This window comes from Mycolicibacterium peregrinum (genome assembly GCF_001665625.1).
In the GTDB taxonomy this organism is placed as follows: Bacteria; Actinomycetota; Actinomycetes; order Mycobacteriales; family Mycobacteriaceae; genus Mycobacterium; species Mycobacterium peregrinum_B.
Genome location: NZ_LZSY01000117.1, coordinates 1 through 14,334 on the forward strand (window position 1 = coordinate 1; position 14,334 = coordinate 14,334).

At 67.2% G+C, this 14,334-nt stretch carries 17 protein-coding genes and 1 pseudogene; 6 read left to right on the forward strand and 12 right to left on the reverse strand.

Annotated elements, in window-relative coordinates:
* The 6 genes and pseudogenes from A5779_RS18905 to A5779_RS18930 form a co-directional block, all read right to left on the reverse strand.
* A pseudogene (locus A5779_RS18905) lies at positions 1-264 on the reverse strand (hypothetical protein); the annotation flags it as partial.
* Positions 265-353: 89 nt separating this feature from the next.
* The gene (locus A5779_RS18910) at positions 354-1,256 is read right to left on the reverse strand and encodes a CopD family protein (RefSeq protein WP_082941752.1); all 903 of its coding nucleotides are present in this window, start codon (positions 1,254-1,256) and stop codon (positions 354-356) included.
* A complete protein-coding gene (locus tag A5779_RS18915; RefSeq protein WP_064884522.1) occupies positions 1,184-1,690 on the reverse strand; it encodes a copper resistance CopC family protein in 507 nt (168 codons plus the stop codon). The genes A5779_RS18910 and A5779_RS18915 overlap by 73 nt, the downstream gene beginning before the upstream one ends.
* A complete protein-coding gene (locus A5779_RS18920) occupies positions 1,687-2,340 on the reverse strand; it encodes a YcnI family copper-binding membrane protein (RefSeq protein ID WP_064884524.1) in 654 nt (217 codons plus the stop codon). The genes A5779_RS18915 and A5779_RS18920 overlap by 4 nt, the downstream gene beginning before the upstream one ends.
* 29 nt (positions 2,341-2,369) lie before the next feature.
* Positions 2,370-2,897, reverse strand: coding sequence for a hypothetical protein (locus A5779_RS18925; RefSeq protein WP_064884526.1), 528 nt, complete (start codon positions 2,895-2,897; stop codon positions 2,370-2,372).
* A gap of 9 nt (positions 2,898-2,906) precedes the next feature.
* Complete coding sequence (locus tag A5779_RS18930) at positions 2,907-3,563, reverse strand: DUF6474 family protein (RefSeq protein ID WP_064884529.1); 657 nt, start codon at positions 3,561-3,563, stop codon at positions 2,907-2,909.
* A gap of 212 nt (positions 3,564-3,775) precedes the next feature.
* Here A5779_RS18930 and A5779_RS34565 point away from each other — a divergent pair, with 212 nt between their 5' ends.
* The 3 genes from A5779_RS34565 to A5779_RS18945 are packed head-to-tail and all read left to right on the forward strand — an operon-like array spanning position 3,776 to position 6,647.
* Complete coding sequence (locus A5779_RS34565; RefSeq protein WP_064884546.1) at positions 3,776-4,978, forward strand: hypothetical protein; 1,203 nt, start codon at positions 3,776-3,778, stop codon at positions 4,976-4,978.
* A 38-nt stretch (positions 4,979-5,016) separates the two neighbouring features.
* Positions 5,017-5,508: an ImmA/IrrE family metallo-endopeptidase gene (locus A5779_RS18940; protein ID WP_055118736.1), complete on the forward strand. Its 492-nt coding sequence runs from the start codon at positions 5,017-5,019 to the stop codon at positions 5,506-5,508.
* Positions 5,505-6,647, forward strand: coding sequence for a hypothetical protein (locus A5779_RS18945; protein ID WP_064884531.1), 1,143 nt, complete (start codon positions 5,505-5,507; stop codon positions 6,645-6,647). The genes A5779_RS18940 and A5779_RS18945 overlap by 4 nt, the downstream gene beginning before the upstream one ends.
* Before the next feature lie 78 nt (positions 6,648-6,725).
* Here the strand turns inward: A5779_RS18945 and A5779_RS18950 are convergent, their stop codons facing one another.
* From A5779_RS18950 to A5779_RS33590, 4 genes are all read right to left on the reverse strand, one after another.
* The gene (locus A5779_RS18950) at positions 6,726-7,124 is read right to left on the reverse strand and encodes a secretion protein EspR (protein ID WP_055120869.1); all 399 of its coding nucleotides are present in this window, start codon (positions 7,122-7,124) and stop codon (positions 6,726-6,728) included.
* 891 nt (positions 7,125-8,015) lie between these two features.
* Complete coding sequence (locus A5779_RS18955) at positions 8,016-8,552, reverse strand: hypothetical protein (protein WP_064884533.1); 537 nt, start codon at positions 8,550-8,552, stop codon at positions 8,016-8,018.
* A gap of 238 nt (positions 8,553-8,790) precedes the next feature.
* Positions 8,791-9,414, reverse strand: coding sequence for a superoxide dismutase (locus A5779_RS18960; RefSeq protein WP_003883955.1), 624 nt, complete (start codon positions 9,412-9,414; stop codon positions 8,791-8,793).
* A gap of 165 nt (positions 9,415-9,579) precedes the next feature.
* Positions 9,580-9,738, reverse strand: coding sequence for a hypothetical protein (locus A5779_RS33590; protein WP_165609202.1), 159 nt, complete (start codon positions 9,736-9,738; stop codon positions 9,580-9,582).
* A 421-nt stretch (positions 9,739-10,159) separates the two neighbouring features.
* On the opposite strand from A5779_RS33590, the gene A5779_RS18965 reads away from it, so the two are divergent.
* From A5779_RS18965 to A5779_RS18975, 3 genes are read left to right on the forward strand one after another with little or no spacing between them, the layout of a single operon-like run.
* Positions 10,160-10,501, forward strand: coding sequence for a rhodanese-like domain-containing protein (locus A5779_RS18965; protein WP_064884535.1), 342 nt, complete (start codon positions 10,160-10,162; stop codon positions 10,499-10,501).
* Positions 10,502-10,542: 41 nt separating this feature from the next.
* Complete coding sequence (locus A5779_RS18970) at positions 10,543-11,667, forward strand: DUF4328 domain-containing protein (RefSeq protein WP_064884537.1); 1,125 nt, start codon at positions 10,543-10,545, stop codon at positions 11,665-11,667.
* Between the two features lie 5 nt (positions 11,668-11,672).
* A complete protein-coding gene (locus tag A5779_RS18975) occupies positions 11,673-12,545 on the forward strand; it encodes a glycerophosphodiester phosphodiesterase (protein WP_064884539.1) in 873 nt (290 codons plus the stop codon).
* A 13-nt stretch (positions 12,546-12,558) separates the two neighbouring features.
* Here A5779_RS18975 and A5779_RS18980 read toward each other — a convergent pair whose 3' ends face one another.
* Together A5779_RS18980 and A5779_RS18985 are read right to left on the reverse strand one after the other, a co-directional pair.
* Positions 12,559-13,107: a ferritin gene (locus A5779_RS18980; protein WP_064884542.1), complete on the reverse strand. Its 549-nt coding sequence runs from the start codon at positions 13,105-13,107 to the stop codon at positions 12,559-12,561.
* Positions 13,108-13,256: 149 nt separating this feature from the next.
* The coding region (locus A5779_RS18985) for an LCP family protein (protein WP_413784925.1) at positions 13,257-14,334 on the reverse strand (1,078 nt) is incomplete at its 5' end.

Genomic DNA, 14,334 nt, shown 5'->3' on the forward strand with positions numbered 1-14,334 from the left:
CTTCTTGGCCGGGGCCTTCTTCGCTGCGGCTTTCTTGGCGGGGGCCTTCTTCGCGGCCTTCTTGGCGGCCTTGGCCGGGGCCTTCTTCGCCGGGGTTTTCTTGGCGGGGGCCTTCTTCGCAGCGGCCTTCTTGGCCGGCGGAGGGCCGGGTTTGGGGGCCGGAGTGGGCGGAGCAGGATCCGCGCCGGCCGCTGATGCGTCGGCCGCAGCCGACTCGGCCCCGGTCTCGGGCTTCTCGGCGGGTTGATCCTGCTGCTCTGCCATCTGGCTGCTCCTTTGCAGTGTCCGGTGTTCCGCGCGAGCGCGGTGGGTAGGGCCGGCAGTGTTTCCCATCATGCCAGGCGCCGCAGCGGTCAACCCGTGACGGCCAGAACCGCGGCGAGCGTGACCGCCACAGCCATGATGCCCAACTCCACCAACGAACGGTTCTGCGACAGTGCGGCGCTGCTGCGATGGGCCCGCGCCGCAGGCAGCCACTGCGCCCGGTTACGCCAGGCCAACACCAACAAGACCGCGGTCACCAGGACCTTGGCCGTCAACACCTGACCGTAGGCGGTCGTCCACAGATCGGCAGGTGAGTTCAACCTGATCGCCGCCCCGGCCACGCCGGCGACCAGCAGCACGCCCACACACGACAGCGACAACTGCGAGAACCTGGGCAACACCCTCGCCCACTGACCCCGGTGCGTCACGGTGAGCACCAAGGCGGCGAGGACGCCGCACCACACCGCGGCGGCCAATGCGTGCACCGCCACGGCCATTCCGCCGACGGGACTCTCGGATAGATGCCCGGCCAGTGTCCTGGCGGCCATACCGACTGCGGCCAGACCGAGCGTGACGACGGTTGTGGTCGCACCTCGCGGGGCCAGGATCGCCACCGCAGCGACGATCAACGCGGCCACCACACCGACCAGCCCCGAACGGCCTGCGGTCGTGTGGAGGCCGAAGTCGGTCAGGGTGTGGACGCCGATCTGCCAGAATCCGACGCCCGCGGTCTGCGCCGCCTCCACAGTCAGCCGCACGACCTCGGCCAACAGCCAGGCGGCTGCCACCAGCCCGAGCGGTCCCGCGGCTCTGCGACACAATTCGGCGCGGTAACGGTCGGATTCGAGCAGCGGCACCGCAGCCAGGCCGAGGGTCACGATGGCGGCGCCGTCAGCCAGCGCCCGGATCAGCGCGCCGGTCACCGCTGGCGCCGGACCGCCCACCAGGCTCCGCCGCCGATGAGGACGGCGGCGACCAGCACGAACGGCCACACCACGATGCCGCTGTCGGACTGCGCAGGCGCCGACGCGGCCGCGCCCGGCGTGCCCGATCCGGCCACCGTCAGGTCGAACGACCAGGAACCCGAAACCACGTGCCCGTCGGCCGAGGTCACCCGGTAATTGACCGTGTACGTTCCGGCCGGGCCGAGCGGACGGACCCCGACGCTGAGCACCGCGCCGGCCACCGTCGGATCGCCCTCGGACCACAGGTTGTTGTCCGGCCCGACAACCGTCATGTTGGCGAAGGCGGGCTGCAGTGCCTCGTTGAACGTGGCGCTCACCCGCGGCGGTGAGCTGCTCAGCGAGGAATGTTCGGCCGGGTCGGTCGCGATCCGGGCCGCATGTGCGGACGCCGCGGGGGCGCCGAGCAGTGCGGACGCGGCCAGGATCAGTCCGCTCAGAATGGCGGCCGGCAGGCGGCTCATGACCGGCGCCGGTTCAGCAGGGACGCGACCACCGCGGCTGCTGCCACGATCAACGCCCCGCCGGCGAGCCATCGTGCGGAATTGTCGACGGTGCCTGCGGGCTGTGCGACGGCAGGAGCGGTTTGGCTGGGCGCCGGAGCGGCCTCGGTTCCGGTGAGCGCCAGCTGTGGAGCCGGATGTTCGGGCTCGCTGCCGTCGGGCAGGGGCGGCTGATCCCAGCGGACCACCGAGCCGTCGGAGTAGGTCTGGGTGACGGGAAAGCTCGCGGTCGCCGCGTCGGGAAGCTTGACCGACACCCGGAACAGCGCGAACTGCTCGGATGAGATGCCTACCCCGGGCGCCGCCGTCCACGTCACCGTCCGGACCGTGCCCGCCGCGGTGTCACGGTCAAGCTTGGCGGCCCAGCCCGGCATCACCTCGGTGCGGGCCGAGGCCACGTTCGGCAGGTCGACTTTCAATTGTGTTGTCAGCGCACCGGTATCGGACTCGCCGGGAACCCGAAAGGTGAGTACCGAGGTGGTCCCCGGCGTCGGATTGTCGGCATCGACGTGGACATGGGCCCAGGCCGGCGCGGCGGTGAGCAGACCGGCGGCGGCCACCGCGGAGGTCGCGAGTAGGGCGCGCGAGGACGCCCCGGTAAAGGGTTGCATTGGTGTCTTTCGTGGGTCGGGTCGGATGGTCAGGCAATGACGCCGACCGGCGGACCCCGGTGCGACACCGAAGCGGCAAGGAGACGGGCGGAGTGCAACGGCTGATCGGCGCTGCGTGCCGTGCCGCCGGCAGCCGATTCGGGTGCGACGCGGCCATTCCGCACAATCACACGGACCACCCGCGAAACCGCAGCCGAAAGGCGCGCACCACAAGCGATCAGACCCGCGCCGAGCGATACCGCGGCCACATGCGTGCCGAACATGGCCAGGCCCGGCTGAGCGTCGTGCACGTGACCGGCCGTGGCCAACAACGCGTGCGCCAGCAGTTGGCCGGCGCCCAGCAGGCCCCACAGCACCACGGTGCGGTTCGCGGCGGCCAGGTTCGCGGCCAGCGCACCCAATGTCACCGAGAGCACGAGGAGTTGGGCGGCCACGGCCCCGTCCGGCAGGCCGCCCCCGGCGACGCCATGGGCGGCGATGGCCAGCGCAGCGGTGAGTGCGCCGACGGCCGTACCGCGCAGCGGGGCTGCGGAGTCGATACGGGCGGCGCCGGCCATGGAGCTGAGCTAGACCAACCCGAGCCGCGCCATCAGATCGGCGTCGATGCCGTCGAGCTGAGCGGTGATCGCCGCGTGGGCACCCCGGCGGCGCGCGGTCGGCATGTTCTCGGCGGCCGTCACGGCTGCGGCCAGATCGGTGAGGCGCTCGTTGATCGCCGAAACGAACTGCTTGGTCTCGGCGTCCTTGGGTTTCTTGTCGGCGACCTGGCGCAGGGTCTGCTCGGCCCCGGAAATGCGCGCGGACAACTCGGCGCCGTGCCCGGAGAACTGACCGAGCTGAGCCAACGGGACGCCGAGACGATCAGCGCGACGTTCGTCCAGGGCGCCACGGGCGGCCGTGGCGGCCCGGTAGATCAAGGGCACGAGCACCGGTGCCAGCAAACGCGTGACGGTGAGCACGCGGCGAATCCGGGTGGGGGAGAGCAGGCGCCCTTCGCGGGCCGCCTTCAACTCGGTCTCGGCGACTTTGAGGGCATTGCGGTCACTGTCCCGCTGCGCTTTGACCTGAGCTTTGAGAGCCCGCTGCGCAGATTTTTGATCGGACTTGATGCGACGAGCCTCATTCTTTGCGGTGAGCCGGGCCTCCAGCTTGGCCTTCGCCTTGATGGCGCGGGCTTCGGCGCGGCGGGTGGCGCGGCTTTTTCGTCGCGTGAACAGGCCCATTGCGGTTGCCTCCCGGTCAATTCGTCGTGTGTTCGTGGTCACCGCAGAACTGCTGCAGACCCACAGTATCGTCCGGTGGATTTGCTCTGCTGCGGCTCCCCGCTACGGGCCCGGGTAATCGCCTCAGCTAGCAAATTTGGACTGCCCGATTGTGCAAGAATCAGATTCATCAATCGAAGCTGTTGGGCGGTGCGCGAAAGGGTGGTGACAACGTGCGTTCGCGGTTGCGCGTCGCCGCCTCGACCGGTCTGGTGCTTACGGGCCTGATCACCGCCGGTGTCGGAGGGGCATTGGCATTTGCCGATCCCGATCGGGGTCGGCCCGACAGCGGCCAGGGATCCTCGAATGGTGCCGGCAATGGCCATGACGGGCACAGCGGCAAGGACCACGGCCAAGGCCATAGCCGGGACGGCGACTCCCAGGGCGAGGACAGCGACGGCAGCGGCTCGCCGGGCACGCGTCCGTCCCACAGCGGCACCCGGCCCACGGGCAAGCCGACCAAGCCGACGGGCCGACCGACCAAGCCAACTGGCAAACCGACGGACACGGGTGAACCGTCGGGAACGGGCCAGCCCTCCGGGACCGGCACGCCCCCGCAAACGGGGACAGGCACGGGGACGGCCACCGCGACGGCCTCCGGTACCGAGACGCCACCCACCTCAAACCCGTCGGAGACTTCTGCCGAGCCGACCACTTCCGAGGCCACAACGACACCGGGGACAACTGCGCCCACTACGCCTTCGACGACTCAAATGACGTCGACCACGGAGTCGACCGCGGTGACCACCACGAAGTCCACGGAGCCGACGACCACGAAGACGACCGAGTCGACGACCGAGACAACCTCGGCTACGACGTCTCCGACAAGTGCGACGACCACGACGCTGATCGGCGGACCTACTCGCGGTGGCGGTGAGTGGGGTCCCGGTGTCCCGACTCCCTTCGACTTCCCGCGCCCACCGGTCCTCCAGATACCCGTCGCGCAGACACAGGCTCCCGACGCGGCCGTGCCACCCCCGCCCGGACTGGCCGCAGCGGCCGGGGTACCGCCGATCGCCGTCCCGGTGATCGCACTGCCGGTCATCGTGCCGCCGCTCGCGGTGCCGTTGGGCGCTCCGGGCTCTGACCACGGGCCGCAGTCCGGGCCGTGGTCGGGACCCGTGCAACCCAGCATCAAGATGCGCTCCGGGTCGCCGCCGCCCGCCGCTGTCGGGTTGGACGCCGCGATGCCCGTGGCGTTCCGGGCGGGGTACGCGGACTACCTGCGCACCGCGAACACGATGGAACTCGCGGCAGTGGCGCTGCCCGGGGTTACCGGGATGATGGCTCTGACCGGCCTCGGTGGATTCGTGGGCTACCGGCAGGCGAAAGCCGGCCGTACGGTCCGAATCGATGCCAGTCGGTTCATGAGTTAGCACGACTTGGAAGAATCCAGGGTGGAAAGGGGGGGATCATGTCCGCCAGTCGAAGCGTCACCCGCGCTGTCAACGAGGTTCTCGACCTCGCCCCGCGACAGGGTGAAGTCACGTTGACCCGTCTGGTCGACGCGGTGAGTGAAGATCGCGGCAGACCCATCGAGCTGACCATGGCCGAACTTCCACCCGGGGTGTGCGGGCAGTGGCGGCAGTACGCCGACCGCGACGTCTTCCTCATCCAGCAGGGTCTGCCGGCCTGGGACCGCACCCTGGCTCACGAACTCGGACACCTGGTCCTGGGCCACGAAGGCATCTCGATCGTCGACGCAGCGGCCGCCACCGCCGAGGTGGCCACCTCGGATCTGATCAGCTACATGCTCAACCAGCGGACCGGCTGTATGGGGCCCAACGGCGAGGACATCGAGCAGGAGGCCGAGGATTTCGCCGCGCTCCTGCTCTACCGCCTCGGCCGGTTGCCGTCCGACCGGTCGTCGATCGTGCAGGTCCGCCTCGGAGAGGCGTTTGGTTGATCGTCTGGGTGATCGCCGGCCTACTCGGTCTGGCTACCGGCCTGCGCATCGGTTGGGCTCTGGTCAACAAGCAATCCCTGGTGAGCTCCGCGATGATCCTGTCGTTGGGCAGCCTCGGTGTCGTAGCCGCGCTGAACTGGGAGCCGCTCGCCCTGCTGATCGACACGGTGGTGCACTGGCCCAACATCGCGGCCGGCCTGAGCCAGGTCGCGCTGATCGCCTGTGCGGCAGGCAGTTGCGTCATGATCACGACTGCTTCCTCGGGCCGTTCGGCCACGCTCACCCGTCGTATCGCGCTGATCCAGTACGGCATCGCCGGCGTCGTCGCGGTGATCAGCCTGGTGATCTTCTTCGCCGCAGGCAGGCAACCGGAGATGTCCCCGGCCGAATACCTGCGCCGGGACCTGGGGTCCCACGGTGCTTCGTGGCTGCTGCCACTGCTCTACGTGTTCCTGGCGCTCACCCTGGTGGTCTGGGCCGGCCTGCGTTACTCGAATCGCAGCCGGCGTGGGCGGGCGCTGTTCCTGTTCACCGTTGGCATGGTGCTGATCGTGGCTGCCAGCGGCTTCGTCCTACTCAGAGCGGTGGGCCGGACCGAACCCGTCGGAGTCGGCGCCGCGGCCACCCTTCTCGGTTGTGCGATGGTCATCGTGGCCGCCGGATCGCTGCTGCCGAGCGTCGAGGACTGGTTCGGTGCGCACCACGAATTACGGACCATCAAGCCGCTTCTGAACGAATTGGCCCGGCGCCAGCCCGATGTCGGCATCGGCGTACGTCCGCGCGGACCGTTGGTGTTCCGCGTCGCCGAACGGATGTCGCTGATCTCCGATGCGCTCTACCTGGAGGCGACCGCCGCTGATGCGCGGCAGCATCAGACGGCTGCGCCGCGTGGTTCAAGCGGATCGGGAGAGCCAAGTGACACAACACAATTGGACGAGGTGGAGCGACCCGACGTGCCACCGCGGGAGCAGGCCAAGGCTATCGCCCAGTGGATCTACGACACCCGCGAGGGTGACAAGGATTCCGAGTTTCCGGGGCTCGCCTGGTTGAGCCAGCCCGAATCGTATTCCGACCGGGAATGGATTCTCGCGATTTCCGAGCGGTACCGGGAAATGAACGGCGCGGCGAAGCGCAGCTGAAACCCGCGCGAGTGGGAACCGAATGGTCCCCACTGACGTGGGTTTCAGCGCGCGAAGGTGCCGGCCGAAACCGACGAATCAGTCGTCGAGGTGTTCCCGGCGGCGCAGTTCATCGACCTTCTGGACCAGATCCTGCTGAGCTTCGTTGGACAGCCCGACAGTACGGGCAGCGATCCGGCGGATCCCCTCGTCACGCATGCTGGCCAGCCAGGTCAGTTCCTTGTCGAGCTTCTCGTAGTACTCGTCGTCGGTGAAGTAGGCAGGCTTGATCCGGAAGAAGTTGGCAAGTGCGGCCATGGTTGCCTGCGACGGGTTTGTCCGGTTGCCCGAACGGAGCTGGGACAGGTACGGAGCCGACATGGTGACGCCCTCAGACTTCAGTGCGGCGATCACCTCGGCAGACGTGTGGGGTCCGCGCCCAGGTGGATAAACCGTATCGAACAGGCGGTTTAGGCGGGCGGCGAACGTCTTGCTCATCGATTTGACCTCCACATGCTTCATGAGCGGTACGAATTAGGCGGCGTATTTGCTGACCATCGTAGCGAGTGTTGTGACGACAACCAAGTGCAAACGCCACAAAAGTTAAACTGGCTTTGCGTTTTGACCCCCTCGGCTGCGGATACCCGGACCTTCGCCGTGGGGGGTAGGCGGGATTGCACCGTCTGGCAATGCAAAAGGTGACGGTTGCGTTGTATTGGGCGCGGTGAGCTGCGAGCACAGGGGCGCCCGATCATGATCAACATCTTGGCCGGCAACCGAAGCAGGGCCGTGACTAGCGGAAACAGATATTTGCTAGAGTGCCGACCGCCGGTCGCGTCGGATTCCGCGCGAGGCCGTTGTCGGACGACGTGGAACACGTTACAGGTTGGGCGGTGGAATGCCCGTCAACCCCCTCGCGCGCGATAGCCAGACGGGGCCGGCTGGATTCTGGGACCGATTCCGGAAGGTAGTTGCCGGGCGGAAACAGGCGGAGGTTTCCGTCGTCGCCAGACAATCATTGGCACAAATGCGGGTACGGGGACGGTTGCGGCGGGACGCCACGGCTATCTGGAGCCCGTGCCGGGTCGCCGACATCGGCGATCCTGCTCTGACGCTGACACCTGCGCCTGCGGACATGGCGACCTTTCGACACACCGCCGATACCTGCCGCTTGCGCGGCTCACCCATATACGGTCGAAGGTGTCGCCCACCGCATCGCAGGTTGTCGGCCGGGCTCAAGGCCAGCATGTCGACACGACGATTGCGGGGCTTCCGCCCTTCGCTGATCTAGAGGACCATAGCCGCTGTCTGGCCGACCCGCCAGGTTTCTTATCCATTTTCGGAAGCTGGACTCTCCTTGTTGGAGAAGATGTCCCGCTCCTGGTGTACCTACGCCGCCAAAAGCATCGCCAGAATCGCCGTATCGGGGTGACTGATCGGATCAACACCCACCCTGCTGACCATCGACGTCACCGTGCCGTCGGATTCGGCTTCCACCCAGGCCGCGCGGTGTTCCAGTCCGAGATGTGGAAGGCCGGGCAGTAACACGCAGCCGGAAGCGGCGCCGGTGCACTCGGGAAGCGACGGTGTCGTCTCCGAGGGCGGATGCAACATCAGCAGTGCCGGCGGTTGGTGCTCGGCGAAATACCCGGGCGGGACGGCGGATTCGCCGACTACCGGACCCTCTGCGATGACGATGCCGACGGTGCCGGGGCGGGGTGTCTCGGGCAATTCCTCCCGAACCCCGAAAATCGTTGTGGTGGAAAGCAACCCAGGTAGCGAGGCGACCCGCACGGTGACCATGAGAAGCTGCGCCCACTCCTTGGTGGAATCGGGCCATCGGCCCAGCACCACAAACCCTTTGAGTGCACCGCCGGAATGGAAGGGGGCGATCTCAATCGCCCGGCCGGACCCCGTCGTATCCATATCGCCTCCGGGACATCGGTGTTGGCTCGCCGGTTGGCCGGTGCTCCGACACGTCTGTGGGTCGATGAGATCAGAATGCGGCAGCAACCCGGGCGGTGCAAGGCGACACGGGATCCGGACCGGTAACGAGTCGGCCAAGAACGACCGTCCCCAGAAACGAGGGCGGGGCGTCACGCAATCTGCGCGACGCCCCTTGGTGAGAGATCAGAAAACCGATCCAGCCCTCAGTCGACGGGAGCTAGCCGAAGATCAGGCCGTTGGTCTTGGAGGTGGCCGCCGCGTAGCGGTTCTGCACGTCCTCCCAGTTCACAACGTTCCAGAACGCCTTGACGTAGTCGGCCTTGACGTTCTTGTACTGCAGGTAGAAAGCGTGCTCCCACATGTCGACCTGCAGCAGCGGGATGATGCCGAGCGGCACGTTGGCCTGCTGGTCGTAGAGCTGGAAGGTCAGCAGCCGGTCGCCGAGGCTGTCGTAGCCGAGCACGGCCCAACCTGAACCCTGCAGGCCGTTGGCGGCGGCGGTGAACTGCGCCTGGAACTTGTCGAACGAGCCGAACTGATCGTCGATCGCCGCGGCAAGGTCACCCGTCGGCTTGTCGCCACCGTTGGGGGACAGGTTCTTCCACCAGATCGAGTGGTTCACGTGGCCGCCGAGGTGGAAGGCCAGGTTCTTCTCGTTGAGGAAGATCGCCGCGTGGTCTCCGTTGGCCCGCGCCTCGTCGAGCTTGGCGACGGCGTCGTTGACGCCCTTGACGTACGCCGCGTGGTGCTTGCTGTGGTGGAGTTCGTTGATCTGCCCGGAGATGTGGGGCTCCAGCGCTCCATAGTCGTAATCCAGGTCCGGCAAGGTGTATTCAGCCACGAGATTCCTTCCTCATTATCGATCGATGGAGCCAGGCGTTCGTCAGAGATCGTCGTGTTCGAGCCTCACGGTTCGACACTCAAGATCACCGCCAACATTGCTCCATCGCAGGGCGCACCGCAAGGACGCGTGCGCCGACCACACGTATACCCGATCGGGCGTCGGTCACAACAAGACGATGACGGCCAGCACGCCGAGCAGCAGCACGGCGATCACGCTGGCCCGAAGGAACGACATCAACTGGTTACGGGTGTGCAGATGCCCGGATGAGTGCCATTCAGGCTGCGGAAGGGCCGATCCCGATCCGATCGGATGTGACGCCATCAAAAACTCCTGACCTGCACGATCAATCCTTGCCCCCCAGTGAGTTCTGTCACAACAGCTGGTGTGACGCCGATCATAGCCCGTGTAATGGCCAAGGGAAAATCGGCCTCCGCGTCGATTACGGGGCCTGGAATCAGGCTGATCCCAAACCGGACCGGTCGCGCCGGCGGCCGAGGTTTAGCCGAGTGCTTAATTTCGCTCCGCGGCGGTGGTGGTTGTTGATCGCTGCCGTGAACACCCCAGGTTTATCCACAGTGATGGACAGCTACCGCACAGTAACTCCCATTTCGGGGGCTTTTCTCCAGGTGCCCGCCCTGTGGATGAACCTGTGGAAACTGTGGATAGCTTTCCGTTGCTAACGCCGCGACGAGCCATCAGGGGCGGCTGCGCTCACCGGCATCGGCATGCGAGCATTGACGGCATGGACGATGTGGAAGTCGGGCAGGCAGATATCGCTGCGGTACCCACCACGTTCGAAGGGGCTGTCGTGCTGCTCGACGTCCGTGAGGACGACGAATGGCAACGCGGTCACGCCGAAGGGGCCCAGCACATCCCGATGGGTGATGTGCCGGCGCGAATCGCCGAGATCGACCCGGACGCCGAGCTGTACGTGATCTGCCACGCGGGTGGACGTTCCCTGCGGGTGGCGAACTATCTGGCCCGCAACGGGTACACCCCGGTCAATGTCGAGGGCGGAATGCTGGCGTGGGCCGGGGCCGGACGTCCCGTCATCACCGACGCCGGTGGCGCCGGAACCGTCTGACCGCCAAGGACCTGTTCAGAGATCGTGGCTAGGCTGGTCGGATGATCCAGGTGTGTTCGCAGTGCGGGACGCGCTGGAACGTGCGTGACCGGCAGCGGTCGTGGTGTCCCCGGTGCGGCGGTTCGTTGATGGCGCCCTCGGCGCCGTCGTCGCCCCAGTCACAGTGGGGACCTTCCGCCCAGCCTCCGTCGCCGGCACAGACGGCGCCGACGGCGCAGCGCACTCCGCCGCACCTCGCCCCCGGCTATCGCTGGATCGCCCTGCGTCCCGGCCCTCCGCCGCACCAGCGCAGGCAGCGGCGGCCGCTCGGCCCGACGCCGCACTACCGCTCGATTCCGAGTTGGGGACTGCACCAGCAGTTCGATCTCGAGGAACAGCCTCAGAAAACCGACGGCGAGACCGACGCCGGCACCGTACGCCTCATGCTCGTCGCAGCCATGGTGGTGCTGGGAATCGCCGCGTTCGCTCACGTGATTCGTTATGTGCTGCTGCTGATCAACCGCAGCGTGCTGCTGCATCCGCTGATCGCGATCGGCGGAGTGGTCATCGGGCTGCTGGCCAGCGTGGTGGCGATGGGCGTCGTGGTCGTCGCGGTGGTGTCGTTGGTGCGTTGGCTCATCACGCGGCGGGCCGCCGGATACGCCGCCCACGGTGAGGTCGATCCGCGCAGCACCAGGACGCTGTGGCTGTGCTGCCTGCTGCCCGGGGTCAACCTCGTGATGGCACCGGTGTTCGTGTGGGAGCTGGCCGCCCTCGAAGGGCGCCTCTCGCACCTGCGTCGCCAGATCGTGGTGTGGTGGATCGTCTGGGTGTTCAGCGCGATCGTCGCGTTCGCATCGATGGTCAGCACCGTGTACGTGACGTTCTTCAACAACACCCCGCAGAACATCGCCAACAACACCGTGACCGCGATCGTCGGGTATCTGCTGGCGCTGGCGGCGTTCCTGCTGACCGCCAAGGTGTTCGTCGGGTTCGAGGGCAGCGGTGCGACGGCCGAGCGCAGCGTCCGGCGCTGGGTGGTGCTCGAGCCCGAATCTTCTGATCCGACACCCACTCCCGACCCTTCCCCGGTCGACACCGAGGCGGCGGACAGTTCGCAGAATCGTGAGGATTCCGCTGAATCCGCCGTTCCGGTTGAGACCCAGGGGCAGAACCCGGCAGCATAGGCCGTATGGAAACGGGCGACGGCGGAGCCGCTGCGCAGGCGACCCCGGGGCCTGGGCATCCGTTCGTGGTGGCCCACCGGGGAGCGTCCGCCGAGAAGCCCGAACACACACTCGCCGCATATGACCTGGCGCTGCGTGAGGGTGCCGACGGCGTGGAATGCGATGTGCGCCTGACCCGTGACGGGCACCTGGTGTGCGTGCACGATCGCCGGGTGGACCGCACCTCCACGGGCACCGGGCTGGTCAGCGAGATGACGCTGGCCGAGTTGCGCCAGCTGGACTACGGGTCGTGGCATGCCGGCGGGCGCTCCGACGACGATGAGGAAGACGACGCGCCAGAAGGCACCGTCGGAGACACCGGGCTGCTGACACTCGACGACCTCGTATCGCTGGTGCTCGACTGGAACCGGCCGGTCAAGTTGTTCATCGAGACCAAACATCCCGTGCGCTACGGCGCGTTGGTGGAGAACAAGGTGCTGGCGCTGCTGCACCGCTACGGAATCGCGGCGCCCGCCTCGGCCGATCTGTCCCGCGCGGTGGTGATGTCCTTCTCGGCGGCAGCCGTATGGCGGATTCGCCGGGCCGCCCCGATGCTCCCGACGGTGCTGCTCGGTGAGACGTCGCGGTATCTGGGCGGCAGTGCCGCCACCACGGTCGGGGCCACCGCCGTCGGCCCGTCCATCGCAACTTTGCGCGAGCACCCAGAACTGGTCGACCGGGCCGCCGCCCAGGGGCGTGCCCTGTACTGCTGGACCGTCGACCACTACGAGGATGTGCAGTTCTGCCGCGACATCGGCGTGGGGTGGGTGGCCACGAATCATCCCGGCCGCACCAAGAGTTGGCTGCAGAACGGCCTGACCGGCGCGGGCCGGGACTGAGAAGACCTGAGGGCTAGAGGTTGCCGCCCGCGGCCTTCGGTGCCGCTGCGTCCGCACCCGCTCCGCCGGCGATTTCGCGAGCGACGAAGTCCTCGATGTGAAACAGGTTGGAACCGGCGCGGTCGGCGATACGCACCAGCGTCGCCATCGACGCGACCTCTTCGATCTGCTCCTTGAGGAACCACTGCATGAACTGCTCGCCGAGATAGTCACCTTCTTCGCGGGCAACACTGGCCAGCCGGCTGATCTGTTCGGTGACGGTGCGCTCCTGGCTGAGCGCCAGCGCGAGCGCGTCCCGAGGAGCGTCGAAGCGGTTGCACACCGCATCGACACCGGGGATCTCGGCGTCGATATCCCGGTCGAGCAGGTACTGGACCAGCATCATGGCGTGGTTGCGCTCTTCGACCGCCTGCGCGTAGAAGTGCTTGGCGAGCTGCGGAAGATCCGCGCCGTCGAAATAAACCGCAATTGCGATGTATTGCTGTGACGCGGTGAACTCGCCACGGATCTGGTCCTGAACAAGTGCGTGGAATTTCGTGTCGTGTTCACCGGTCATCGTCATGATCGCGAGGATATAGCAGGTCAGAACGCGTTGTCATCGAAGGTAGACCTCATTGAGGTCAGCTTTACCTTAGTTGGACCGGGGTCGTGTGGTGCGCATTACATTTGCTGTACAGAATTTGCTACTGCTTTATTTAGCTTTGCCTAAGCTCAAGGTTGCGGCTTTTCGATCACGTCGTCCGGAACGGCGGCGTCGTTGGCCAGTGCGGTGAACAGCCGACCTGCCGCGTCGCTGTCCCACACCACCACCGCGCCCGAATCGCTGCCGGTGAATTCGCCGATCGGCACCGTCGTCGTCACCATGTCGCCGTGCATCGCCCAGCCCAGCCGGCCCAGATCCCAGACGTGCGCGTCCTGGTCGACGGCCACCGAGTTGGTGGCCGCGCGGGCCATGGGCTGCCACCGCAGGGGGTTCAGCAGCACCTCCGGGCTGGTGGCCCGGTGCAGCAGCGCTGACATGAACGCGCGCTGGTGGATCATCCGGTCCAGATCGGCGCGTGGCGTGGCTCGGCTGCGGACGTAGCCGAGCGCGTTACGGCCGTCGAACTCCTGGCAACCAGCCGGGAGGTCGATCCCGGCCAGCGGGTCGCTGATCGGTTCGGCCGGGCACATCGTCACCCCGCCGACGGCATCGACGAGGCCGGCGAAACCGTCGAAACCGATCTCTGCGTAATGGTCGAGGCGCAGACCGGTGGCCTGCTCGACCGTCTGTGCCAGCAGCGGTGCCCCGCCCAGCGAGAACGCAGCGTTGACCTTGTCCTCGCCGTAGCCCGGAATCGGCAGGTAGGAATCCCGGGGGATCGAGACCATGGTGGCCGGTGTGCCCGAGCCGATCCCGGGAATGTGTACCAAGAGGATCGTGTCGGTGCGGCCGTTGCCGATGTCCCCGCCGGTGGCCAGATCGGCCTGCTGCTCGGGGCTGAGGTTCTGGCGACTGTCCGATCCGACGAGCAGCCAGGTGGTGCCGTGTGCCGCCCCGGGCCGCTCGGGATAGTCGGCCAGCGCCGGAATCCGGTGCAGTGACGAGTCAATCCACACACCGCCGCCGATCAGCGCCAGCACGCCGACGAGCAGCACCACCAACACCAGACGGCCCCAGTGGCGTCGCCGGCGGGGCTTGCGCACCGGTGCGGGTGCGGCCGGGGGTCGGGGCGGCGGCGCCGACCTGGGCGGAGTCGGCTGCGAACCCCGGGGTGGGCGCGGTGGTGGTGGCGGCGCGGACCTGGGC